Annotated in this window: 15 protein-coding genes; 13 read left to right on the forward strand and 2 right to left on the reverse strand. The window is 47.9% G+C overall.

Going from position 1 to position 24,853, the window contains the following annotated elements; all coding sequences use genetic code 11:
* The first annotated feature begins 14 nt into the window (after positions 1 to 14).
* The gene (locus tag AC6RGY_RS01385; protein WP_499859098.1) at positions 15 to 872 is read left to right on the forward strand and encodes a DUF6612 family protein; all 858 of its coding nucleotides are present in this window, start codon (positions 15 to 17) and stop codon (positions 870 to 872) included.
* A 193-nt stretch (positions 873 to 1,065) separates the two neighbouring features.
* Complete coding sequence (locus AC6RGY_RS01390; RefSeq protein WP_499859103.1) at positions 1,066 to 1,809, forward strand: N-acetylglucosaminidase; 744 nt, start codon at positions 1,066 to 1,068, stop codon at positions 1,807 to 1,809.
* Between the two features lie 591 nt (positions 1,810 to 2,400).
* On the opposite strand, the gene AC6RGY_RS01395 is transcribed toward AC6RGY_RS01390, so the two are convergent.
* Positions 2,401 to 2,565 (reverse strand): hypothetical protein, encoded by a 165-nt coding sequence (locus tag AC6RGY_RS01395; protein ID WP_499859106.1) that lies wholly within the window; start codon positions 2,563 to 2,565, stop codon positions 2,401 to 2,403.
* Positions 2,566 to 2,677: 112 nt separating this feature from the next.
* On the opposite strand from AC6RGY_RS01395, the gene AC6RGY_RS01400 reads away from it, so the two are divergent.
* The 10 genes from AC6RGY_RS01400 to tkt all read left to right on the forward strand — a co-directional run bounded on the left by AC6RGY_RS01400 (position 2,678) and on the right by tkt (position 21,366).
* Positions 2,678 to 5,971: a PD-(D/E)XK nuclease family protein gene (locus AC6RGY_RS01400; RefSeq protein WP_499859108.1), complete on the forward strand. Its 3,294-nt coding sequence runs from the start codon at positions 2,678 to 2,680 to the stop codon at positions 5,969 to 5,971.
* Entirely contained in the window at positions 5,964 to 9,662 is a 3,699-nt protein-coding gene (locus AC6RGY_RS01405; protein WP_499859110.1) for a UvrD-helicase domain-containing protein, read from the forward strand. Before AC6RGY_RS01400 ends, AC6RGY_RS01405 begins: the two co-directional genes overlap by 8 nt.
* Before the next feature lie 127 nt (positions 9,663 to 9,789).
* The gene (locus AC6RGY_RS01410; protein WP_499859112.1) at positions 9,790 to 11,850 is read left to right on the forward strand and encodes a transglycosylase domain-containing protein; all 2,061 of its coding nucleotides are present in this window, start codon (positions 9,790 to 9,792) and stop codon (positions 11,848 to 11,850) included.
* Between the two features lie 47 nt (positions 11,851 to 11,897).
* Complete coding sequence (locus AC6RGY_RS01415; RefSeq protein ID WP_499859113.1) at positions 11,898 to 12,239, forward strand: hypothetical protein; 342 nt, start codon at positions 11,898 to 11,900, stop codon at positions 12,237 to 12,239.
* 344 nt (positions 12,240 to 12,583) lie between these two features.
* A complete protein-coding gene (locus AC6RGY_RS01420; RefSeq protein WP_499859115.1) occupies positions 12,584 to 14,503 on the forward strand; it encodes a GNAT family N-acetyltransferase in 1,920 nt (639 codons plus the stop codon).
* Positions 14,504 to 14,579: 76 nt separating this feature from the next.
* On the forward strand, positions 14,580 to 15,827 hold the full coding sequence (locus AC6RGY_RS01425; protein ID WP_499859118.1) for a M20/M25/M40 family metallo-hydrolase: 1,248 nt from the start codon (positions 14,580 to 14,582) through the stop codon (positions 15,825 to 15,827).
* A 14-nt stretch (positions 15,828 to 15,841) separates the two neighbouring features.
* Complete coding sequence (locus AC6RGY_RS01430) at positions 15,842 to 16,366, forward strand: cysteine hydrolase family protein (protein ID WP_499859120.1); 525 nt, start codon at positions 15,842 to 15,844, stop codon at positions 16,364 to 16,366.
* A gap of 145 nt (positions 16,367 to 16,511) precedes the next feature.
* Complete coding sequence (locus AC6RGY_RS01435) at positions 16,512 to 18,665, forward strand: RelA/SpoT family protein (protein ID WP_499859121.1); 2,154 nt, start codon at positions 16,512 to 16,514, stop codon at positions 18,663 to 18,665.
* Positions 18,666 to 18,786: 121 nt separating this feature from the next.
* On the forward strand, positions 18,787 to 19,242 hold the full coding sequence (gene dtd / locus AC6RGY_RS01440) for a D-aminoacyl-tRNA deacylase (RefSeq protein WP_499861404.1): 456 nt from the start codon (positions 18,787 to 18,789) through the stop codon (positions 19,240 to 19,242).
* 111 nt (positions 19,243 to 19,353) lie between these two features.
* Positions 19,354 to 21,366, forward strand: coding sequence for a transketolase (tkt, locus tag AC6RGY_RS01445; protein ID WP_499859123.1), 2,013 nt, complete (start codon positions 19,354 to 19,356; stop codon positions 21,364 to 21,366).
* A gap of 136 nt (positions 21,367 to 21,502) precedes the next feature.
* Here tkt and AC6RGY_RS01450 read toward each other — a convergent pair whose 3' ends face one another.
* On the reverse strand, positions 21,503 to 23,014 hold the full coding sequence (locus tag AC6RGY_RS01450) for a carboxypeptidase M32 (RefSeq protein WP_499859124.1): 1,512 nt from the start codon (positions 23,012 to 23,014) through the stop codon (positions 21,503 to 21,505).
* Positions 23,015 to 23,571: 557 nt separating this feature from the next.
* Here AC6RGY_RS01450 and hisS point away from each other — a divergent pair.
* The gene (gene hisS, locus AC6RGY_RS01455) at positions 23,572 to 24,846 is read left to right on the forward strand and encodes a histidine--tRNA ligase (RefSeq protein ID WP_499859125.1); all 1,275 of its coding nucleotides are present in this window, start codon (positions 23,572 to 23,574) and stop codon (positions 24,844 to 24,846) included.
* Positions 24,847 to 24,853 lie beyond the last annotated feature (7 nt).

The raw sequence follows: 24,853 nt of genomic DNA on the forward strand, positions 1-24,853 counted from the left end.
AGGAGAGCTACATAATGAAGAAATTATTTTTATCATTATTTGCAGTAACATTGATCTTATCTGGTTGCACAACAATGGATGAAAAGAGTGAGGAAATAAAGAAGGAAGAAAGAGTAACTGAGAATCAAGAGAAAGAGAAAGAATTGACCGCAGAAGAAGTGGTCTCAAAAACATCGGCTACTATGCATAAGCTAAAAACCTATAGGGTTGATTCCGAATTCGAATCGACGGCTATTGCAACAGATATCACAACAGGAGAAAAGATCGAGGAACTGTCTGACTCCAATATAAAAGCGAATTCTATGATGAAAATACATAATGAAGACTTATATACGAATTCACAAATTAGGATCGGTCAGTTAGAAGAAGAAATTAAGGTAGAGGTGTATGTGGACAATCAAGAAACAATCTATGTAAATGATATGGAATGGGTTGCCCTCCCATACAAAGAGGAGTATTTGGTTGAAATCCTTGGTAATAATACAGTTGATTTTGTAGAGAATATCATCTCTTCAGTGAAGAAGATTCCAGATCTCAACATGAAAGAAGAGGATGGATCGTATATTTTGCAGTTGAAATCGGCTGAACCAGATCAAATCAAAGATTTAATAGAAGGGCGTTTAAATTCGCAATATAGGATTCTCTGGGAAACGGGTCAGCTAGAGGTCAGTAACTTTGAACAAACCGTGTGGGTGGATAAAAGTACGTATCAAATAACGAAGGTAGAGCAAGTGATAGAACTGGCTGTGGAGAGTGAAGAAGAAGGTGTTTCCATTAAAACTACCTCGGATGCAACATCTGAGTTTAAGAAAGATACAGAAGAAATCGTTATTCCAGAGGAAATTGTTACCTCTGCCGAGAAAGCAGAGTAATTTCGAGAATTCGTAGTGATCAAAGAGCAATCCTTCATGAGGGGGATTGCTCTTTATATAAGATAATTGCTCTCTATAGTTGCCCTTTATGTACGTTTCCTTTTATCATACTAAATTCCCTCTTTCCCGCCGTTCCCCTTACTACTCCTTCTCATAGAATAATAGAGTCGTATAAACGAAAGGAGGTAGACGAATGGGAATTACGATTCCGGAGGCAATCAGTGGCAGTTTGAAAAAGGTCGGTGCGACCTGTGCGTCGGTGACGTTGGAGGAAGCGGCGAATATTCAGTATAACCTGCCTTATACGCCTGTTAAATATGTGGATGGAGAAGGATTTGTCCCGGCCTCATTGGAGGAAATCAAAGTGGAGATGAATCCGCTGAATTCACTTGAAGGAAATAATGTGCTCCAGCATCTTAACCTAGGTTCGGTCCCCAATGTGACGACCCAACAACTGGATTCTTTCCTCGCAGGTAAAGGTGTATTAGAAGGTATGGGTATGGTCTTTCTTGTGGCCGGTATGGTTTATCAAGTAGACCCTATCTATCTGGTTATTCATGCTAGCTTAGAATCAGGTAATGGGACCAGCAACTTGGCCCGGGGTACCGTGGAAGGGTACGAAGGGTATCACAATGTTTATGGGATAAAAGCTTACGATTCCAATCCTGAGGAGAATGGAGCCCGTTACGCCATGGAACAAGGTTGGAATTCGGTTCCGCGAGCCATTATGGGTGGAGTTCAATATATTGCAGATACGTATATTCATGTTGGGCAGAATACGTTATACAAAATGCGTTGGAATCCCATTGAACCAGGGATTCACCAATATGCGACGGATATTGAATGGGCGAAAAAACAAGCGCTTCGCATCGCAACCACCTACCTGGATTTTTTTGAAGAAGTCGAAGTCAGTTGGGAACTCTCCTTTTATCGCTAAAGAAGGTTGCCCCTCTTCGTTATTGTGAGAATCAATAAGCAAATATTTAAATCAGGCCAAATCATCCAAATGCAAGAGACCGGACAGGAGAGAGTACCTGTCTGGTCTCGTCTTTATTATGCGGTGAATATGAACGTGGAGGGCTTCTCTTTTTTTCAGGGCAAGTTCACCACAATCTCCCCGATTGTTCCCTCCTGTTCAAAGATGTCTTTATCGCTATGAAGCGCCCGAGCTGAGGACTACCCTCTCTTTCTTCCAACACAGATCAAAACCCAATCAAGAGATTAAATAAGAAAAAAGCCCCTCCAAAAAGCAGCAGGAAAAGTAAACAGCCTCCTCCAGCTACTAACCCAATGATCGTCCCTTTCTTCATATAATCTGATCAGCCCCATCCTGGAAATAGACATTTCGTTATCGTTGTATAAAATTTCTCTGTTACTCTTTCCAGTTCCTTTATTGTAAAGGTATCCTTCCTGCAATCCTCTTTGTGCCCCTCATCGTGGATGAACAAAAAACAAGATCATCTCATCTGAAGGAAAGGCCTCCCTTTTTTAGATAGAGATGATCTTTGTTTTGGCTCTTCTGTCCTACCTATCTTTCTCTCTTCTCAGCCTTTTTCTCCGGTCCTGACTCCATCGATTCTTGAATGGAAGCGATTTCTGCATTGTCGCTCGCTTTTGCTTCTTCTGCTAGGGCATCATGCGTGATGCGTCCGTCTTGTAAGTCGCCCTTGTGTAGGGCTTTTTTCTTGTTCATGTAGGTTCCCTCCTTCCTATGATAAAATGAAAGACACTACTAAGATGAACGGCGGACATGGATATTATGTAAGGCGAACGGGACGAATGGATACAGAAAGGGTGGATGAAGCGTGGCGGGTACGATTTATCTTCATCCCGTACAAGATCGAAGTGTCGGTATGGGTTGGATGAGCCTTTGGGGGCGTACAGAGGGAAGAGTCGACTATATTGTTCCAGTAGCACGCATGATGCGAGAGTTGGAGCATCGCTTATCGTCGCAACCGCTAGCGGAAGATCGGGAAGTACACGTGCAAACGTTTGATCAGTGGGTGCGCCTTCTCTCTCCTACTGTAGGTAGATTGATGACGGTGATCGAACAAGAGCTCGTATTGCAACGAGCAGTCGAAAAGGCAGCGAGTGATTCCACTCAACCGCTTCATTATTTTGCGCAGGTGAAGGAGAGCTCCAGCTGGTTAAAACGTATGGAACACCTTATTGGTGAGTTGAAACGGGCGGGTGTGACACCGGAGCGGTTACAACAATTGTGGAACCAACAGGAGACGAAGTACCCTGAGCTGGTGGCGGTTTATCACGCTTATCAAGCGGAATTGACACAATCCAATCGCTGGGATCATGAAGAGCCGTATCGATTGGTGATTGAGGCCATTCGAACCGATCAGTTGATGTTACCACAATGTGTCGTGTTAGAGCATTTTCATGATTTATCGCCACTGCAGGAGCAACTACTCATCCAACTGGTGACCGCTGGCGTACAGGTGGATGTGCATTTGTTGTGGGATGAGAAAAGACCCCAACTTTTTGCTGAAACCACACGAACGGTCCATCATTTGCGGGAGCGTGGCTTTTTTCTACAACAGATTGAGATGGACACGCAACAGAGGATAAAGAAAGAAAAGTCGCTCATTCACTTAGATGACTCCTTATTTAAAGCAAGCCCAGAGCCAATGGAAGGGCAAGAAGTTGTTGAAGTGGTTGCATCTTCGGGGAGGCAACAGGAAGTAGAACAAGTGGTTGCACGTGTAAAAAAGTGGCTCATCCGAACGGGAGCTTCTCTAAGCGATGTAGCGTTGGTTGTAGCAGACAGAGAAAAGTATGAACCTCATCTATTTCATTATTTAACTAAAGCGGACTTACCGATGGCGGAGGCACAAAAGGTGACCCTACGCTTTCATCCTTTTATGCAGATGATTCTTCACGCTATGCGCTTCAGGCAAGGGACGGGAGGGTTTCTGGAGCGTCTATTAGAGAATCCCTCTCTTCCTTGGAGCAATCCTGTAATTGCAGCGGTGTGGAAAAAGTGGGTTCCGCAACTCAAAGAAGTGCGAACACGAACAGAGCTAACAGATGCGATTGCCTCTCTACGGATGGACATCCATTTAACTGCTGTCGCCGAGGAAAATGCTCCAGGAGATGCAGAAGGACAAGGAGAGATAGAGAGGGAACAGGAAGCACTGGACCGGCTCACGAAGGTGAGCGATTGGCTTTTTTTCCTACCGGAACGGCAGGGGTGGGATGATTGGCTGGCTACGATGCATGAGTGGTTGGCACCGTTAAAACCTCAGCCAGATCCACAGGCATTAAACGATCCAGCACGCACGCTTTTTTATTTGGAAGAGGTACGAGCGTGGCAGGCGTTGCGCCAAGTGATGGTGGAGTGGGAAGCGTTTGTGGAAAGCGACTCAGCGGATGAGGGTGTGACGTTGATCCAAGTGCAGCGGCGATTGGAGAGCTTGACAGAGCGTGTTGAAGTGCAGACGAGGCCAGGTAGACGGGGTGGCATTCGTCTCCTATCCCCTAACCAGGTGCGGAGTGAATCGTTTCGCATGGTTTGCTTGCTCGGATGTGTGGAAGGGAGTTGGCCCCGTCCGTATCGGGATGATTGGCTTGTCCCGGATCAGGAACGCTTGCGACTGCGTAACGAAGGAATTCATCTATCCACTGCAGAGGAGTTACGCCAACGGCAGCGCTATCCGTTCTTCTCCAGTGTGGTGGCTGGGAGGGAGGTTGTCCTGCTTTCTTACCCCAATCGAACGGCTGAGGGGAGAGAGCAATTGCCCTCTCTTTATTTAGAAGAGGTAGAGCGAGTCATAAGTGGCACCCGTATGACCACGAACGATGCGGGTTTGTCTCACTTGCTTCCTCCCACCAGCGAGGAATGCTTGTCGCTTCGACGAGGGGCCGAGCGTTCTCTCGCCCTGTGTGCACAGAGGACGGTTGATGCCCCAGTGCCCTCTGAACTAAGGACATCGATCATGCTCTTGGAGCAGCTAGGTGTTTCCGACCCACCATGGTTGCCAAGTCTCTTCGAGCGGATTCACATCGAGCGCAAACGTGCGCAGGCGATGGCCTCTCCCTATAGTGGCGTTTTGGAACCGGAGAAGAGCGGTCAGCTCTCCCTTACTGGATGGCACGAACGCATCTGGAGCGCTTCCATGCTAGGGGAGCTCTCTCGTTGCCGTTTTCATTTTTTGGCGACCCGAAAGCTGGGGCTGTTCGAATCGGCGCAGTCTACTGCTGGACTCTCTCCCCTAGAGCGTGGAGAAATATTGCATCGCATCTTGTGTCGCTTCTGGGACGGTTACCGTGAAGAAGTGTTAACAGCAGAAGACCGTGAACGTGCACTGGAGCGATTGGAAGCACTGCTGATGTCTACCTGGGAAGAGGTGACTCATACCCATGATATTCCTCCTCAGAGTTTCGAAGGACAGGTGGAAGTGGGTCGCTTGCGTCAACGGCTCCGGTCGATGGTGGAGCATGATTTGGCGTGGCGCAAGCCAGCGGTGTCCGTGCGACCACGCTACTTGGAGTGGTCTTTTGGACAAGCGGTGGATGAGGAGAAGAGGAAGCGTGGCGAAGTGGATCCCGCTTCGCAATCGGCACCGCTTGAAATTCCGTTGACGCCGACGCAATCCATTCGTTTGCGGGGCAAGGTGGATCGAGTGGACCAGGATGAAGAGGGCTTTTATACCCTGCTGGACTATAAATCAGGCACTGCGCCGAGTCGTGAGCACATATTTATCGGAATGGATGTGCAATTGCCCCTCTATTTGTGGGCGATACAAAGGGGGTTAAATCTGGACAAAGAAAAAGCGATTGGGGTTGCCTATTTTGAAGGCGGGCGCATGAAGGATGGGAAACCACCAACCAACAATCGCAATAAAGGAATTTGGCGCAAGGAGGCGGCCTCTCGCTTTGGGATTCATCCACGAGTGGGGAGCCTCGTCGAAGAGAAAGAACGTGACGCCATCTTGCAAGGGATAGGGAACCACTTGAGTAAGCAATTGGAACGGATTGAAGAGGGAGACTTTTACGTTCAACCGACATGGGAGTGTCCGGCGCATTGTCCCCATCGCCGGATTTGTCGCGTGCAATTGCAGGAGAAAGGGGGAGGGGGAGATGAGTGAGAAGCCCCAATTAACAGTGGCTCAATGGGAAGCGGTCTCTACCTTGGATCGCGACTGCATTGTTTCGGCGGGAGCGGGCTCAGGCAAGACGCGGGTATTGGTGGAGCGCTACCTTAATCTATTGGAGCGTTATCGTCAGGATATCGCCATCTTGGATCGTGTGGTGGCCATCACGTTTACTGAAAAAGCAGCAACCGAAATGAAAAAACGGATTCGTGATGGCATACGGGCTCGGATGGAAGAGTGTCAGACCAGAGGAGAGGAAGAGGGTGTACAGGAATGGGCGCAGTTACTGGGTCAGTTTGAGCGGGCGCGCGTGACGACCATTCATGCTTTCTGTCGTTATTGGCTTCTACAGTATCCACTGGAAGCCGGAGTAGACCCGCAATTTTCTGTGCTTGAGGAAGCGGAAGCACGGCAGTTACGCGAACGTGCGGCAGAGTTAGCTCTCTCGATGTTGTTTCAGTCTGCCCCCTCTCCTTTTGATATCGGGAAGGCTTTTCTACAGCGTACGGTGATTGCTTGGGGAAAACAGAAGGCGATGGCTACCCTCTGTGAGAGTGTACAAGCCTGGTCGAGCAGTGGCTGGACCTTGACGCAGTGGAGAGAGCGTACGTTGACGGATTTGGAAGAGGTTCAAGAGCAAATACAAGAGGAGCAACAGCGACGTACTTCTGCTCTTTTTCCCCTCGCCCATGCTTTGTGCGAGATAGAGGGTGGGAAGAGAGTTTCGGCTTTTCAGCAGTGGTGGTCAGAAGTAGAGCAGTCGTTCCAACAGGCCCAAACCTCTCCTGAATGGCTCTCCTTGATAGAAGAACTAGCCAACTACCTCAAAGGAAATTGGGGCAAGAAGGTGGAAATTGCCACACCTCATGAAAGGCTGAAACAGGAAGTAGCCGAGCTACTCCCTCTGTTGCGCGAACAGGAAACGTTAGCAGAAGAGACGGCTGCCCTCAAAGTGTGGCTGCACTTGATGGAAGAGGCGGGTGCACACTACCAACAGAAGAAAGAAGAGCAGAACGTCCTTGATTTTGATGAATTGCAGGGGCGCTTCGCTACCTTGTTACAAGAGTACCCGTCTATTTGTCGTTCGATTGCCAATCAAGTCCAGTATTTGATGGTAGATGAATATCAGGATACCAATCGACAACAAAAACTTCTACTCGATCGTATTCGATCCGCTGGAGAAGAAGAGGGGATAGCGGGTAAATGGTTTGTGGTGGGGGACCCTAAGCAATCGATCTATCGTTTTCGTGGGGCAGATGTTTCCCTTTTTCAGCAAGAGAAACAACAAATCGAAGCGCGTGGCGGGAGAGAGATCAAGCTAGCGACCAATTTCCGCTCACATCCTACTTTGATTCAATTCATCAACGATTTTTTTCCGCCTTTAATGGCGGGAGAGTTGTCATCGACCATGGCGTACGAGCCGGTGGAAGCACCCACCAGAAAGCATCCTATTGAGGAAGAGAACGGGATGCGAATCGAATACCTACCGATTCCTCCAGCGGAGGAGAGGGAGAAAGCACGATCCGACCAGGAAGAAGAAGCAGAGCGGATTGCGCTTCGCGTGGCCACCTTTATGCAAGAAGGAGGAAATCCCGGCCAAGTAGGGATTCTCCTACGGAAGATGACCCATATCAAAACCTATGAACAAGCGCTACAGAAGAGAGGAATTCCTTATCAAGTGGTGGGAGGGCGTGGCTTTTTCGATCGACAGGAGATTTGGGATGTCCTTCATTTTCTTCACTATCTGATGGATGAAAGCGATGTGCTCGCTTTCGTAGGAATACTGCGCTCTCCTTTTTGTGCGGTGTCTGATTCTACGTTGATCGAACTAGCTGCGCGAACGGACAGGCGGTATAAGTGGACAGACGAGATGCTGACAGCAATGAGTCTAGCGACGGAAGAGAAAGAGAAACTACGTCGCTTCGCCTCCTTGTGTGAGGAGGCGAAGCATCGCTTAGGGCGTGTTCCCTTAGCGGAGTGGCTGGACTGGTTACTGGATGAAAGCGGTTATCGCCATGTTTTGTGGTCGATGCCAGGTGCGAATCGTGCGCAGGCCAATTTGGATAAGTTGCTTCAGCTCGCCCGTGCACGACCATCCACAGATCAATATTCGCTGTATGCTTTTCTGCAATTTATCGAACAGCGGCGCTTCTTTGCGGAGGAGACAGAGGCCCCGGTCGCGATGGAATCCCAAAACAGTGTGCAAGTCATGACCATTCACCAATCGAAGGGATTAGAGTTCCCTCTTGTTATCGTTCCTGACTTGTCGCAAAAGCTGCATCACGCGAGCGCAGAGGTTATCTTGGACCCAACGAGGGGAGTGGCACTTTGTTTGCGAGATGTGGAGGGTGAGGTGGTGCCTTCTTATCGCTATCGGAAAGTAAAAGAAGTTCATGAGCGACGGGAACAGGAAGAAAATGTCCGCCTCCTTTATGTGGCACTAACCCGTGCCGAGAAAAGGTTGGTACTAAGTGGTGTGCCCAAGCCGTATAAGAAAAAAGCGGGGCAACCACTGCTCTCGGCGGGAACATGGAGTCAGTGGTTGGATGCGATCATCGGGTATGAACACATGGATTGGGAACAGAGAAAGTGGCCGTTCCAGGAGGGAATACCCGTACGTATCTGTGTGCCGACAGAGGGGGAAGCAAGCGAAAGTGAGGGTGAGCCGGCCTCTCGTTCTTGGTTGGATCGGATCATAGAAGGGCAATCTCTTGATCGGTCAGGAGCCAATCTTCTGCAAAGCAAAGCCTCCATATCGCAGAAAGAAGAGCAGGTTCAGCCGTCAGATGACCCGATTCCTGTAAAAGACAATTCCTCTTCGTTCTCCGAGGCTTCCGCCTTGCCTCAGCAACCTGAGTTGCCATTAGCGATGATGCCACGTGGATTTACCATTGCTGATACCATTCCGGTTAGTGTGACGGAGCTGATGAATTACCAGAAGTGCCCTCGTCACTATTATTTTCGTTCCCTCTTGCAGTGGCCGGAAGAAGAGAGAAGCCGTGCGCTAGAAACAAGCGACCCTTCCCTTCTGCCAGCCAGTGTCAAAGGGACGATGGTCCACCGTGTGCTGGAGTTACTCACCATAGATCAAGAGAAAACGATGGATGAGGGGCGCGAAATGATTGCTCATGTGATCTCTGAATTTGCTTACGAGGCAAAGCAGGCGCAGGTGGAAAAGCAGCTTCAACCATTGGTAAGTCCCTTTCTGCAAAGCCGTTTTTACCGGGAAGATGAAGGGATGGAAGTGCAAGTGGAGAAGCGTTTTTTCTATCGCATCGGTGCTCTTGAAGTAGAAGGAGTGATTGATCATTTGCAACGATTGCCTTCGGGCGAATGGGAATTGGTCGATTACAAGACGAATGCGATTAGAGAGAGTGAAGTAAACGCTACCGCAAACGATTACTTCGCACAGCTTCAGCTCTATGTGTTAGCTGCTCAGGAAGTATGGGGAATCTCAATTTCCAAAGCGACCCTCTATTTCTTGACGCCCAATGAAGAGGTTACTTTTGTGATTGATGAGGAGTGGGTACGGCAGGCGAAGGAGGAATGGCAAGCGAAGGCGAAGCATCTCCAGGAAGAAGATGAAGCTATTTCTTATCCACCCCATCCAGGAAGAAGCTGTCAGTATTGTTCCTATGTTTCATGGTGTGCCGAAGGTACGCAAATGGGAAATATGATAGAATAGCAAACTAAGTTCCTCTTTTAAGCAGAGTGGCGGAAAATCTTCTTGTCCCCAAAATGATAGCAATAATGGGAGCGTGTAAAACATACGTATGGTGGAGTCGGACCATGGAAAGGAGGTGTGGTTGCTCATGAAATCTTCTTCACTATCGCCGAAAAAATGGATAACGTGGCTGTGGAAACGCGCTTGGTGGGGGAAGCTTTCCTTATTATTAACTGGCCTATTCTTTTTGCTTTTTCTTACATTGCAAGTCCTACTGCTCTTTCTACCACTGGATGCCTTAGAAGAGCTGGATGCAAAGCCCACCACCATCTACGATAAAAATGGCAAACAAGTGGCTGAAATTTCGGCGACGAAAGTGGAGTGGGCATCTTATGAGACGTTTCCCACTCACTTGGTGCAAGCGGTTGTAGCAACAGAAGATCAGCGCTTCTTTTATCATTCGGGTATCGACTATGTAGGACTGGTGCGGGCGAGTTGGAGCAACCTCTTTGCAGGTGGAGTCGAGCAGGGAGGAAGCACGGTTACCCAACAGCTCGTTAAAAATGTATTTCTTAGTAATGAACAAACGATGGAACGGAAGGTTAAAGAGGCTCTCTACGCTTTTAAAGTAGAGCGTCATTATGAGAAAGAAGAAATCCTCGAACTTTATCTAAACTCAACCTACTTTGGAGAAGGAGCTTGGGGAATTGGCCGTGCGTCTGAGATTTACTTTGGCAAAGAAGTGGCAGAGCTCGATGAAAGTGAATCCGCCTTATTGGTGGGTCTCTTACGTGCTCCTTCGCGCTTGTCCCCCTTTAAGGATGATCAAGCAGCGGTTGAACGCCGAAATCTAGTGCTTCAACTGATGGAGGAGCAAGATTTTCTGAGCAGTGAGCAGGCCAGGCAAGCACAACAACAAAAGTTGGTTCTACAAGGCAAACGTCTCGATGCCTACGAAGGCAAGTATCCCTACTATGTGGACTACATTATTGATGAGGCCATAAAAGAGTATGGCTTAACAGAAAATGAAATTCTAGCAGGTGGATTGTCGATTTACACAGAGTTGGATCCACAAATGCAGACAGCGATGGAGAAGGTTTATGCCAATAACGATTTTTTTCCGGATAGCAAGACGGAGGAGCAGGTGCAGAGTAGTTCGGTCCTTCTCGATCCGGCTACTGGGGGGATTCGCGCGCTTGTGGGTGGTAGAGGAGAACATGTTTTTCGTGGCTTTAACCGCGCTTCTCAATTGCAACGGCAACCCAGTTCCACGATGAAACCACTTGCGGTTTATACGCCTGCATTGGAGCAGGGGTATACGATCTATGGAACGCTGCCAGATGAACCGCTAAACATTGGAGGGTACCGTCCACAAAACGCAGATGGTCACTATCGGGGAGAGGTAACGATGTGGGATGCCGTTGTTCATTCATACAATGTACCAGCGGTATGGCTACTGGACGAGATGGGTGTGAGCCAAGGTGTGAATGCAGTCCAGCGATTTGGCATCCCTTTGGAGGAAGAGGAACATCGGCTAAGGTTGGCTCTTGGAGGAATGGAGAAAGGAACCTCTCCGTTGCAGATGGCGGAAGCCTATAGTGCTTTTGCTAATCAAGGTGTTCGCGGAGAGGGGCATGCCATCGGGCATATCGAAGATGGCGAAGGGCGCGTATTGGCACAATGGGTGGATAAATCGATCCGTGTCACTTCGGAAAAGGTGGCGCAAGAGATGACCTACCTTCTACAAGGGGTAGTACAAGAAGGTACGGGGAGAAAGGCCACTATTTCCGGGCATGCTGTAGCCGGTAAGACAGGAACGACAGAGGGTCCAGCAGGTGTTACGGGAGATAGGGATCATTGGTTTGTCGGTTACACGCCCACTCTTGTAGGAGCTGTCTGGCTGGGGTATGATCGAACAGATGCCGAACACACTCTTTCTTCCTCCAGTAGTCAGACAGCGGCCGTCCTGTTTCGCGAAATCATGGAGCGTTCGCTTGTGGGCGAATCAGCACAAGAATTTGATCAGTCGCTGGTAGAAGCAGAAAAACCAGTCGAGGAGCAGGGAGAAGTGCGTGAGCAACCAACTGAAGAGTGGAAAGATCGCTTTGATGATGCGAAAGAAGAGCTGAAGGAAGAGTTGGAAAAACGGAAGCAAGAATTAGAAGAAGAGATGAATCGATGGTGGGAGGACTTCTCCGTAGGTGAGTAGTCCTGGCTCCATGATGATCTGTAGACATTAGAGGGAGAGAAGATACTGTGGAAATTATTCAAGAGTTTTTTTCTAAATTGGTTGCAGGGTTCGCTTGGCTAGGTATATTCGTGTTTATTGTTTGGATGATCTCTTTATTTGTCCTGTTATTTCGCGAACTTTTTACTCCAGGGGATTTATATTTTAAAGAATATATGTATAAAGTTTGGAAACAACTATTGTTCTCGTTTGAGATCACTGGATATGGTGGGATCGTGATTGCCCCTATCTTGATGTTCACGACAGAAGGCTTATATTTAAACATCATGATCTTTGTGGCGGCCATCACCTTTACTGCGATTACTGTATCGGTGCGGAAGAAAAGAGGAAAATCGCTTTTCTCTAAGTAGCCTAACCACAATAGGACCAAGGAAGCGAAAGAGCAGGCATCTTGTCTTACATGAGACAGGTGCCTGCTCTTCTTTTACATAGGACGAGCCCCATGCGATAAGGTTTCCTCAGGAGAAAGCAATTAACTAGCGAGTGGGATGAAAATTTCATGGGAATGGGTATGGATTGGGTAAAAAGGATAAGAAAATATTAGCTATTATTAAAGTTTTACTATTCGACAAATAAAGATAAAATAATCTGTTGCCACTTTTCTTTATACAAATATAATAAGTTTTGAAGAGAGAATATAAAAGCCCGCTAGAGTAGTAATTACTGGTGGAAGCTGTAGAGAGGATGAAGAGAAATGACTCGTTTCTGGGCATATGCGAGGAGCACTTCGACGTTAATGGGCTACTTTGTAGGTGTTCTCATGTACCTTGCGTATGCTTACCCAAGTCAAGATTGGTTGAACGCTGGATTGCTGGGAGTTTCCTTGTTTGTCGCCGTCTTTCTTCCCTTCTATTCACGTATCAGCAATAAAATCGATGAGTGGCTGTGTTTTAAAACGGCCTTTGTTACCCCTGGAAGAGTGGGACGCTTTTTTTCACAATGGCTCTTTAATTTGGCTGTTTTTTATACTTTCCTTTACAGTGGGGTCATTACCTCAAGCAATGCGGATGCTCTAGGGGGAGTATGGGGGATTTCGCTATTGACGACAGCGGCATCTCAAGGAATTCAATACTTTGCGATTACCTTAGCCAATCGAGAAATTGGGAATATCAACCGCAATGTGGCATGGGGGCTGGCGTTTAATATTGTGGTTACAGCGGCAGCTGCGGTTGGGATTGGCTGGATGCGGCCGGTCTTTCTGCTCTCGGGATTGTTGTTTGGTAGCTGGGTGTTTGGTGTGGGGCTCTTATCGGATTTGCGCTCCCTCTACCCGCGCAAAGGGGGAGTAGGGATCTTCTTCGGAACGTTTAATCCGTTCCATAATACCCATTTGGCGATTATCCAACAAGCGATGGAAGAGCGTAACTTGGAGAAAGTGTTGATTCATTCTACGGTCATTCCGAAACTTCACGCAGATGCCTTGGATCGAGGCGAGATTGTTATCGCTCAGCGTCACGCGGGGATGCGGGTCTATGGTCGGACACCCAAAGCGGATGTCCATGTCAATTACTTCCCCACGGGGAATCGCTTCTATGAATTTGAAACAAGGAAACGGATGATGGAATGGGCGATTGAGGAAGCAGGACTCACCGGGAAGATCGAAGTGCTTTCTTATCCAGATACCTATTTGCATGAAGGGTTTTATGGCATCATTCGTAAAGTGAAAGCCATGTTTCCGAAGAAAAGCTTACATGGAATCCATGGCAGTGATTTAGGTGGAATGTGGGTCCGACGGATTTACGATGAGTCTGGCTGGATTTATCCTTACTCGGTGCGAAGAGTGGACAAGGTATCCGCTACCGCGATTCGTAATGGAGCGGTTGGAATGGCTCCCGTTGTGATCGAAGAGATCTTGCGTTCTTTTCGAGAGGTGGCACCGACGGTACAAGTGAAAGGGCGGACTTATCGGTTATCGGAAGGAGAATTACTGGAAGATTCCGTGGTAGAAGCACAAGAAGAAACGGCTGTCGCCTCATCTGAACAGATCGTCATGCAAGAAAAGAAGGGTTTCAGAGAGCAAGGGGAGCTTGTGATCAAGGTAGTAGAAAATGAAGAGGAGAGGCAAAAGGCTTTTATGGTCCGGGCGATTGTTTATATGCATGAACAACATTGCCCCTATCAGGAGGAATTTGACCTAAATGATTTCTCTGCTACGCAGGTCATCGGTTTAATCAAAGGAGAGCCGGTTCTTACCGCGCGTATCCGCTATTTACCTGAAGTGGCGAAGTTGGAGCGACTCTCGATACGACCGGAGTATCGGGGGCGGGGGTATGGTCATGACTTGCTTCTTTACCTCCTGCAATTTTGCTATCAAAAAGGATATACCCGCTTTTATCTTCATTCTCAAGCACGGCTCAAATCTTTCTATGAAAAGTATGGATTTCGTATGGTAGGAAAACCATTTGGTTTTTCGGATTACGAATATGTGGAGATGGTGGCAGAGCGATCGAATATGAATCTGGGTGAGGAAGAAATTGATCCGCTTTCTTACATTGGTAGTCAGCCTCTCCTTTTAAATCGTCCGGAGGGAAGTTTGGGACAACCAGGCCCCTTGGAAGAATCATTGACTCGTATGGAAACACCCATTCCAGAGCCAGGCGAAGTGCGAAGTTAGCCAAAAGGGAGGAGCTTCCTCCCTTTATCGAATAAGAAGAATGTTCATTAGGCAGACAGAAAGGATGAGGCTCGTTATGAAGAGACAGGGTGTTACACATGGATGGCGGTGGCTGCTCATTTTGATATTAGTAGGGATGAGTATGATGCAAGCGGCAGCTTCGGCTCAGGAGTCTACAAAAAATCCCTATCCATTGGAAGGAATTGATGGTCGCTGGGTGGAAGTATTGCAACAGTTGGTGGAGACGAATTCTGGCTCGGGAAATGTTGAAGGGCTGGAGCAGAATCGATTGATTCTCCTAGAAGCTTTCTCTTCCATCGGATTTGAAGGGACGGTACATGATGCAGGAGAGGGGCATAAAGTGCTCTCGTTTGAAAAGGAGGGAGCAGAGCCGGAGTTGGCATTGGTGGGGCATTTGGATACGGTGTTTGAAGCGAGCAGTTCTTTTCAAGAATTTCGTGTAGAGGAAGACCGCCTGATCGGTCCCGGAGTCATTGATATGAAAGGGGGATTGGTGATGATGCTCAATCTTGTGGATCAGTTAAATCAAACCGACCCCGAGTTGGCAAGCAAGATTCGCATCATTATCAATGACGATGAAGAGACCGGCTCGGTTCATTCGAAATCGTTGTTAAAAGAGCTGACTGAGGATTTATCTTATGCACTTGTGTTGGAACCTGGATTGCCAGATGGATCCGTTGTTACTGCTCATATGGGCGTTCGCTGGCTGCAGATTGATATTACGGGTAAAGCGGCGCATGCGGGGATGGAGCCTCAACAGGGAATTGATGCATGTACGGAAGCAGCGCGTAAGGTCTCCAAAATGGTGAAGATGACGAACTATGACGGTGGTCCCTATGTGAATCCTGGAGTGATCGCAGGGGGAACCAAACCCAATGTCATTTGCGAAGAAGCGTCCATTAAGGTGGATGTACGTTATGTCGAAGAGAAAGACCTCCAGCGCGTCATGAGGAAAATGGAAAGAATTACGGACCGTAGTTATGTCTATAACCCTGTCCTGAAGCAAGGCACTGCCTCAGAGCTAACACAGTTGGCTGCCCTACCGGCTATGCCGGCCAGTTCGACGGATGAATTGTATCGCTTAGCACAAGAGGCGAGCCGTGAACTTGGTCAGGAATTGTCAGGAGAGGCAGTGGGCTACGGAAGTGATGCCAATCATTTGGCTGAAACTGGGATAGCCTTATTGGTGGGTCTCGGTCCCTACGGTGGTGGGATGCACACCGACGAAGAGTATATGCTACTCGATTCGTATCGTGCACGCTTAGCTCTCAACCTGGCACTGATCAAAAAAGCCCTCGATTAGAAGGAGGAAATCCTATGGAAAAGAAAGCTTTGCTCTTGATTGATATTCAGCAGGAATATGCTGCTTCGGGGCGCCCGTTTTATATTGATTCGATCGGTCCTTCACTGACCAAAGCCAAAGAAGCATTGGATTATGCACGGTCCCACGAATGGGTCGTGCTACATGTACGGCATCTACAAGAAGGTGAGATTTTTAATCCTGATTCGGAGTATAGTCAGTTTATAGATGGCTTTGCTCCTCTTCCGGATGAACATAGCTTTACCAAAGGCGATTATTCATGCTTTTCCAGCGAAGAATTTCGTCAGTTTTTGGAGTCCATACGCGATTATGAGATCTATATTGCAGGATACGGATCGACCATGTGTTGCTTGGCGACCATCGTAGATGGCTACCATCGTGGTTATCGCTTTACCTTTCTACATGATGCCTCGCATTCAAAGCGTTCCGAGCAGTATGATGAGGTGACGCGCCATTTACATGCGGTGGATCAACTCACCCCTTTTGCACAGATAGCAACCACGAGTGAGCTAAAAAAATAAGTGAATGGTGGGGCGCCTAACCTTTTGGGTCAGGCGTCTTTTTAAATGGAAGATAAAATATAGAGATGAAGGTTTACTTTCATAGAAACATGATCGATAATAATAGGAAAACAGAGACAGATTATTTTGCTAGGTGGAATGAGCCATGTCGATCGAATCGCTACTAGAGAAAGCTTCCTATCTAAATGAGGAAGATTTGGATCGCCTCTATTCTGCATATGAGTATGCACAAATGGCGCATCGAGATCAAACAAGAAAATCGGGAGAACCGTACATTTTACATCCGCTCGCTGTTACGGAAATTTTGGCGGAACTGAGGATGGATGCGACGACACTGGTTGCAGCCCTGCTTCATGATGTTGTGGAAGATACAGGAACGACATTAGAGGAGATTGAAACACAATTTGGGGAGACAGCTGCTCAACTGGTAGATGGTGTCACCAAATTGAAAAAGCTAAAATATAAATCGAGTGAAGAGCATCAAGCGGAAAATCACCGCAAGATGTTTTTAGCGATGTCTGAAGATATTCGTGTCATTATGATTAAATTAGCGGACCGTTTACACAATATGCGCACGTTAAAATACCTACCAGAAGCCAAGCGAAGGCGGATCGCCAATGAAACGTTGGAGATTTTTGCCCCGATTGCTCATCGCTTAGGGATCTCGCGGGTGAAGTGGGAGTTGGAAGATACGGCTCTGCGTTATCTCAACCCTTATCAGTACTACCGCATCGTCAACCTGATGAAGCAAAAGCGAGCCGAAAGAGAGCAATATGTAGAAGAGGTGATTCAACAGTTAAAGGATCGCTTTGCTCAGATGGGGCTTCTTGCTGAGGTATCTGGAAGGCCCAAGCATATTTACAGCATTTATCGCAAGATGGTGAAGCGTAATAAGCAGTTTAATGAGATTTATGATTTGTTAGCGATTCGTGTGCTGGTGGATTCAGTACGAGACTGTTACGCGGCGCTGGGGACGATTCATACCATTTGGAAGCCAATGCCTGGACGCTTTAAAGACTATATTGCCATGCCTAAGGTGAATATGTATCAAAGTTTGCATACAACCGTACTAGGACTTCGCGGCGAGCCGATTGAGGTACAGATTCGTACGCAGGATATGCACCGCACGGCGGAATACGGGATCGCGGCCCACTGGGCTTATAAAGAAGGGTCCGAAGTGGATAGTGGGAACTTTGAAGAGAAACTGCAGTGGTTTCGGGAAATTATGGAGTCGCAACAGGAGACCAAAGACGCACAAGAATTTGTGGAGAATCTGAAGGTGGACTGGTTTTCCGATGCGGTGTTTGTCTTCACTCCAAAGGGAGATGTCATTGAACTGCCGGCGGGCTCCATCCCACTCGATTTTGCCTACCGTATTCATACTGAAATCGGTAACCAGTGTATTGGTGCCAAAGTGAATGGCAAGTTGGTTCCTTTAGACCATAAGCTACGTACGGGGGATATTATTGAAATCCTTACTTCTAAGCATAGTTATGGTCCAAGTCGGGATTGGCTCAAAATTGTTAAGTCCTCGCACGCACGAACCAAGATTCGTAACTGGTTTAAGAAACAACAACGAGAAGAAAGCATTTCTAAAGGGCGAGAGATGATTGAAGCCCTGCTTAAAAAACACGATTTTCAACCTGGTGAAGTATTGATCCATGAGCGGATCAAAAAGGTAGCAGATAAGTTTAATTTCGCAGATGAAAGTGATATGTATGCAGCCGTCGGTTATGGTGGCATTTCGACAGCACAAGTGGTGACCCGCCTAACACAAGGTTTGAACCCAGAAGAAAATAAACAGAGTATCACCCTTCCGGATGTGAAGGCCATGCCACAAAGGCGAGACAAGTTGTCGCATGGTGTTCAGGTGATTGGGGTAAGCAATCTCTTGGTACGTTTGTCGCGTTGCTGCAATCCCGTTCCAGGTGATGAGATAGCCGGTTTTGTTACGCAAGGAAGAGGAGTGTCCGTTCATCGTGCGGATTGCCCCAATCTCCAGTCAGTAGAAGATAAGCGATTGGTTCCTGTGCAGTGGGAAGGCGGCGAGGCAAGTAAATCGTACAATGTGGATATTGAAGTGAGTGGCCTCGATCGCAGTGGTTTACTCAACGATTTATTACAAGCGATCTCCGAGAAGGATGTAACCTTGACGGCTGTCAGTGGGAAAGCGGATCGACGTGGCATGGCACGGGTTCATCTCTCGATCTCCATTGAAAACATCAAACACTTGCAAGCGGTAGTAGAGCGAATCAAAAAGGTGAAAGATATCTATAGTGTGCGTCGACTCATGCAGTAGACAAGCCATGAATGAGAGCATAGAGTAGGGGCGAAGGAGAAGTGTTTGCTTCTCCTTTGTCACTTATCTGAATAGACAGGTCGAAGTGAGAGCCGTTGGCATGAGTAGAAAGGATGACCTTATGCGTGTTTTATTGCAACGAGCAAAAAAGGCAAGCGTTACGGTAGGCGGAGAAGTGGTAGGACAAATAGGAGAAGGGCTGGTCCTTCTGGTGGGCTTTACTACAGGTGATGAAGAACAAGATTGGCACTTCCTTGCTGATAAGGTGGTCAACCTACGGGTATTTACGGATGAAGAAGGGAAAATGAACCGTTCTTTGCTGGAGAAGGGGGGCTCCATTCTTTCTGTTTCGCAATTTACCCTGTATGGCGATTGCCGTAAAGGACGACGTCCCAATTTTATGGCGGCGGCGGCTCCTGAGGAAGCAAAACGCTGGTATGAGCAATTTAACGAGCGCTTACGCTCGTATGACATCCAAGTAGAAACCGGTCGTTTTGGTGCGATGATGGAGGTATCGCTGACCAATGACGGACCTGTCACCCTATTATTGGAAAGTCATCAGGGGGAGCGCTCATAGATAGATTAAGAAACGGAAGAAATCTATGTAGTATAAAATGGATGAAGGCTATGCTATAATAGCGAGCGAATACGTACTTTTTGGTTCTAAATATAAGGAGGAAACGATCGAATGACACCACGCCAGTCGATTGACGATCTTTCAGTAAATACCCTACGCATGCTTTCTATTGATGCTATCGAAAAAGCCAACTCTGGTCACCCCGGCCTCCCGATGGGAGCGGCCCCGATGGCGTATGTTTTATGGTCTCGCTTTCTAAAACATAATCCGTCTAATCCGGATTGGTTTGATCGCGATCGCTTTGTCTTGTCTGCTGGGCATGGCTCGGCGTTACTTTATAGCTTGCTTCATCTCAGTGGCTACGCTCTGTCTATGGATGAACTTCAATCTTTCCGCCAATGGGAGAGTAAAACCCCTGGACACCCCGAATTTGGCTATACGGCTGGAGTGGAAGCGACGACAGGTCCATTGGGACAAGGGCTGGCTAATGCTGTTGGGATGGCCATGGCAGAAGAGCACTTAGCGGCGATGTATAACCAAAGCAGTTACACCGTTGTGGATCACTATACGTATACCCTGTGTAGTGATGGCGATCTAATGGAAGGTGTCGCCTCCGAAGCGGCCTCGCTTGCCGGTCATCAACGACTGGGCAAATTGATTGCTCTGTATGACTCCAATGACATCTCGTTGGATGGGGAAACCTCACACGCCTTTACCGAAGATGTGAAAAAGCGCTTTGAAGCTTACGGTTGGCAAGTGTTGCGTGTAGAAGATGGAAATGATCTGGAAGCGATTGAGGAAGCGATTCGCCAAGGTCAAGCGGAACAGACAAAACCAACGATGATTGAAGTACGTACGGTCATTGGCTATGGTAGCCCCAATATGGCTGGTACCAACAAGGTGCATGGTGCCCCACTAGGTGGCGATGAAGTAGAGGAAGTAAAAAAAGCATACGGCTGGTCGTTCAGTGAGCCGTTCACGGTTCCGGAAGAGGTCCGTACGCACTTTGCTCAGTTGAAGGAGAAGGGTTCGCAGGCAGAAATCAAGTGGCAAAATATGATGGCTCGCTACCGCGAGGATCATGCTGCTTTGGCTCGGCAGCTGGAACGTTCACTAGAAGGGAAACTGCCGGAAGGATGGGAGAAATCGCTTCCTACCTACCAACCGACCGACAAAGCGATAGCAACTCGCTCGGCTTCTGGTGAAGTCCTGAATGCCTTGGTGAATTCCTTCCCTACTTTATTTGGAGGATCGGCTGACCTCGCCTCTTCAAATAAAACAACCATGAAGGAAGCTGGGATTTTCCATGCGGAAGATCGCAGTGGGCGTAATATCTGGTTCGGCGTACGTGAACATGCCATGGGGGCTGCGCTGAACGGGATGATGTACCATGGCGGTCTCCGTGTTTTTGGAGCCACTTTCCTCGTCTTCTCCGATTACATGCGCCCGACGATGCGTCTAGCAGGGCTGTCGCACCTCCCGGTTCTGTTTGTATTTACACACGATAGCATTGCCGTTGGCGAAGATGGGCCTACGCATGAACCGGTGGAACAGATTCCCTCGATGCGTCTAATCCCTGGTCTTTACACCTTCCGTCCAGCAGATGGGAACGAGACAGTGGCGGCGTACCGCTTTGCTCTCGAACAGACAAAAGCTCCTGTAGCGTTTGCCTTAAGCCGTCAAAACCTCCCGATCCTGGAGGGAACAGCGGAGCAAGGGTTAGAGGGAACGATGAAAGGTGGCTATGTCCTCTCCGAAGCCAAAGGAGGCCAAGCAGAGGCCATCGTGATTGCGACGGGTTCAGAAACCAGCCTTGCGATGGAAGCCCAGGAGCAATTGGCGAAGCAGGATATCCATGTGCGCGTGGTGAGTATGCCTTGCCGTGAACTATTTGAACAGCAACCAGCTGAGTATAGAGAAGCGGTCTTGCCAAAAGAATGGACAGCACGTGTGGCAGTGGAAGCGGCTCATCCCACGGGATGGGAGAAATATGTGGGCGATCAAGGTACCATTATCGGTATCGATCATTTTGGCGCTTCTGCTCCTGGTGGAATGGTTATGGAGAAGTTCGGTTTTACGGTTGAGAATGTGATGGAGAAAGTGAAGAATGTGCTCGGGAAATAATCTATAGGAAAAAAGCCACCTGCTCATTTGAGCCAGGTGGCTTTTTCGTATCTAGCCAGGCGCCAATTCTCTCACAATGTTGGGCGGGCTATAGTGTAACTGATGATTAACCGTTCTCCATCAAGAGGGGGGGGTATTACAGTGATAGGCCGTAAAGCTCTCCAAACTTGTTCTTCAGGTAACGGATATAAGGATCGATAGAGAGTTCGCTCCCCGTTGCTTTCTTCATGATTTCATCGGCAGTGTACTTGCTCCCATGTTGGTAGATGTTCTCTTTGAGCCACTGATGTAAGACCGTGAAGTTTCCTTGGGAGATTTGTTTTGGAATATCCGGGTGACTACTTACCGCTGCATCAAAGAATTGGGCACTCATGATATTACCCAGGGTATAACCTTGGAATGCACCGCCGATCGTATCCATATACCAATGGATGTCTTGCAAAGCTCCATTACGGTCATCTGGCGCTTTCATACCAAGGTCGGATTGATAGCGAGCATGCCATGCTTCGGGCAGATCCCGTACAGCCAGTTTTCCTTCTAACATGGCCATCTCCAAGTCAAAGCGAATGATAACGTGCAAGTTATACGTCACTTCATCGGCATCGGTTCGGACCAAGGAGCGCTGGACCTTGTTGATGGCACGATAAAAGGTATCCAGAGAGATGTCTTTTAATTGTTGTGGGAATGCTTCTTGAAGGTATGGATAGTAGTACTCCCAAAACGGACGGCTTCTACCCACGAGGTTCTCCCATAAGCGCGATTGGCTTTCATGTACACCGGAAGAAGTTCCGCCGGCCAGTGGTGTTCCCTCGAACTGTTTATCAATGCCCAATTCATACAGTGCGTGCCCTGCTTCATGGATGGTACTGAAGATGGAGTCACTGAGGTCCTTCTCTTGATAGCGTGTGGTGATACGGACATCATCGATAGAAAAGTTGGTCATGAAGGGATGATGAGTGGTGTCTAGTCGACCCCGTTCAAAGTCATAGCCCAGTCTTCCCACGATATCTTTACAAACCGCTTCCTGCTCGTGAATCGGGAATGATTGCAGAATGCTAGATTGATCCACTTCCTCTTGTGCAGTAATGGCTTGTACCAAGGGAACGAGCTCTTCGCGTAGCTGAGCAAATAGTTGACGGATGGTGGAGGCTTTCATATCTGGATCTGTTTCATCGATGAGTGGATCGGCAATATGCTCGTATCCGGGATGAAAATTGGCTAATTCACGGCTGTATTCAAGCGTTTTCTCTAAATAAGGCAAAACGGCTTTAAAATTGTTCTCCGGACGCGCTTTTGTCCAAGCTTGATAGGCTTCTGAGCTATGATTGTAAAACTTCGAGACGAAGGATGAGGGAACACGAAGTGCTTTCTCATACTTTTTACGTGTAATGCGCAGTAAACTTGCTTCAAAACTGTCATAAGGAGCGTTTTCTTCATAAGGTAGCAGGGCTTCCAAGAGATGTCCGATTGCGGGATCGACAAACTTCTCGTGTGCCAGCTTACCAATCGTAGCCAGTTGACGACCGCGAGCAGTGGCTCCCTTGCTTGGCATGTAGGTGGATTGATCCCAACTGAGGACGGCAGCAGCGTTTTCTAAATCATTTACTTCTTGAAGAAGCTGTTTCAGTTCTTGAAATTTCTTTTCCATGTTACGCCTCCTAATCTATGTATTCATCTATTTGTATTATTTATGATGGCCCCTCTCTATTTATTCTATCTTTTTTATCTCTGAGAGTACACCTATTTTTCGCTGACGCGAAAAGTGTTTTTAGCAGTATATCTATTAATGAATGTAATTTTTATTGATCTTAAATCACCGATCTACAATGATCATCTTCTCTTTACCTTGACAAGGGGGCTTGCTTGCAGTAAAATTTCTACACAATCATCTCAATAAATTTACCTGCGATGGGAAAAGTACTTGATTGTCCGTACAGCCAGAGAGGAGACGTCATTGGCTGGAAACGTCTCTCTGATACGAATTGAGGAAAGACACCCGGAGGTTCTGGAGCGAACACCTACAAGGTTAGTAGAGTCAGACGGTTAACCGACCGATATCCAGGTTCCTTCGAGCGGAAGGGATTGATTCCTTCAACAAGGGTGGCACCGCGGGTGGATTGAACGGTAAAAACAATCTCTCGTCCCTGACATGAGTGACAAGTCAGAGGCGGGAGATTGTTTATTTTTATGAAGGAGGGATTTAGGATGAAATATAAAGTGCCTCGTGGAACGCAAGATATTCTACCCAGTCAGGTGTCGAAATGGCATTGGGTGGAAGAAAAAATACGTGAGGTGTGCCGGCAGTATCGCTTCACGGAGATCCGTACGCCCATGTTTGAAAGTACCGAGCTATTTCAACGCGGAGTGGGTGAGACGACAGATATCGTAGAGAAAGAGATGTATACGTTTGAAGATCGCGGGGGGCGTAGTTTAACCTTACGCCCAGAAGGGACGGCCTCCGTGGTTCGTGCTTTTGTCGAACATAAGGCTTTCGGAGATCCGCAACCTACAAAGTGGTACTATATGGGTCCGATGTATCGTTATGAACGTCCACAAGCGGGACGTCAACGACAATTTCATCAGTTTGGTGTGGAGTTGTTTGGAACCTATGAGCCTGAAAGTGATGCGGAAGTGGTCGCGCTGGGTATCGATTGGTTTCATTCGCTCGGACTAAATAGGGTATCAGTGGAATTAAATAGCGTGGGCTGTAGCACGTGTCGCCCTGTCCACCGGGAAAAGCTCGTTGCCTATTTAACGCCTCATCGAGAGGAGCTCTGTGCCGATTGCCAATCAAGATTGACACGTAATCCGTTACGGATTCTTGATTGCAAAAAGGAAAGTTGTCAGTCGGTTCTCAAGGATGCCCCCAACATCACGGATGTGTTGTGTGGGGAATGTGAAACCCATTTTGCACAGGTGAAGCAGGAGCTGGATTTGATGCAAGTTCCTTATCACCTCAATCCACGCTTGGTCCGAGGTTTGGACTACTATACACGGACAGCCTTTGAGTACCTATTGGAAGGAAGCGAAGCGGGTGGACCGGCAGCCACGCTGGGTGGAGGTGGCCGCTATAATGGCATGGTATCGGAGCTCGGAGGTCCAGAAATGCCTGGCATCGGATTTGGCATCGGTGTCGAACGCGTTCTGCTCGCGCTGGAATCGAATCAAGTGAATATCCCAAGTAGAGCCGAACTGGATGCCTATCTCGTGGTATTGGGTGAGAAGGCGCAAGCGGAAGCGACCAAGCTCTTACATCAACTGCGGCAAGCAGGACTCACAGCAGAGCGCGATCTATTAAAACGTAAAGTAAAGGGACAGATGAAAGCAGCGGATCGTGCGGGAGCAAGCAGAGTGATTTTCTTGGGGGAAGAAGAGCTCGAGAAAAATCAAGTACAAGTGAAAGAGCTCAGCACAGGGGAGCAAGAAGCAGTTCCTTTAAATGAAGTTGTCGTCTATCTGCAAGCGAAAAGGAATTCTTAGGAGGAGC

The organism is Mechercharimyces mesophilus (assembly GCF_059818345.1).

What these genes read in the sequence shown, in the direction of transcription:
- AC6RGY_RS01425 (WP_499859118.1), top strand. Translation starts at nt 14,580, where the DNA reads ATGAAGAGACAGGGTGTTACACATGGATGGCGGTGGCTGCTCATTTTG.
- dtd (WP_499861404.1), top strand. Translation starts at nt 18,787, where the DNA reads ATGCGTGTTTTATTGCAACGAGCAAAAAAGGCAAGCGTTACGGTAGGC.
- tkt (WP_499859123.1), top strand. Translation starts at nt 19,354, where the DNA reads ATGACACCACGCCAGTCGATTGACGATCTTTCAGTAAATACCCTACGC.
- AC6RGY_RS01385 (WP_499859098.1), top strand. Translation starts at nt 15, where the DNA reads ATGAAGAAATTATTTTTATCATTATTTGCAGTAACATTGATCTTATCT.
- AC6RGY_RS01435 (WP_499859121.1), top strand. Translation starts at nt 16,512, where the DNA reads ATGTCGATCGAATCGCTACTAGAGAAAGCTTCCTATCTAAATGAGGAA.
- AC6RGY_RS01405 (WP_499859110.1), top strand. Translation starts at nt 5,964, where the DNA reads ATGAGTGAGAAGCCCCAATTAACAGTGGCTCAATGGGAAGCGGTCTCT.
- AC6RGY_RS01430 (WP_499859120.1), top strand. Translation starts at nt 15,842, where the DNA reads ATGGAAAAGAAAGCTTTGCTCTTGATTGATATTCAGCAGGAATATGCT.
- AC6RGY_RS01395 (WP_499859106.1), bottom strand. Translation starts at nt 2,565, where the DNA reads ATGAACAAGAAAAAAGCCCTACACAAGGGCGACTTACAAGACGGACGC.
- AC6RGY_RS01420 (WP_499859115.1), top strand. Translation starts at nt 12,584, where the DNA reads ATGACTCGTTTCTGGGCATATGCGAGGAGCACTTCGACGTTAATGGGC.
- AC6RGY_RS01410 (WP_499859112.1), top strand. Translation starts at nt 9,790, where the DNA reads ATGAAATCTTCTTCACTATCGCCGAAAAAATGGATAACGTGGCTGTGG.
- hisS (WP_499859125.1), top strand. Translation starts at nt 23,572, where the DNA reads ATGAAATATAAAGTGCCTCGTGGAACGCAAGATATTCTACCCAGTCAG.
- AC6RGY_RS01450 (WP_499859124.1), bottom strand. Translation starts at nt 23,014, where the DNA reads ATGGAAAAGAAATTTCAAGAACTGAAACAGCTTCTTCAAGAAGTAAAT.
- AC6RGY_RS01390 (WP_499859103.1), top strand. Translation starts at nt 1,066, where the DNA reads ATGGGAATTACGATTCCGGAGGCAATCAGTGGCAGTTTGAAAAAGGTC.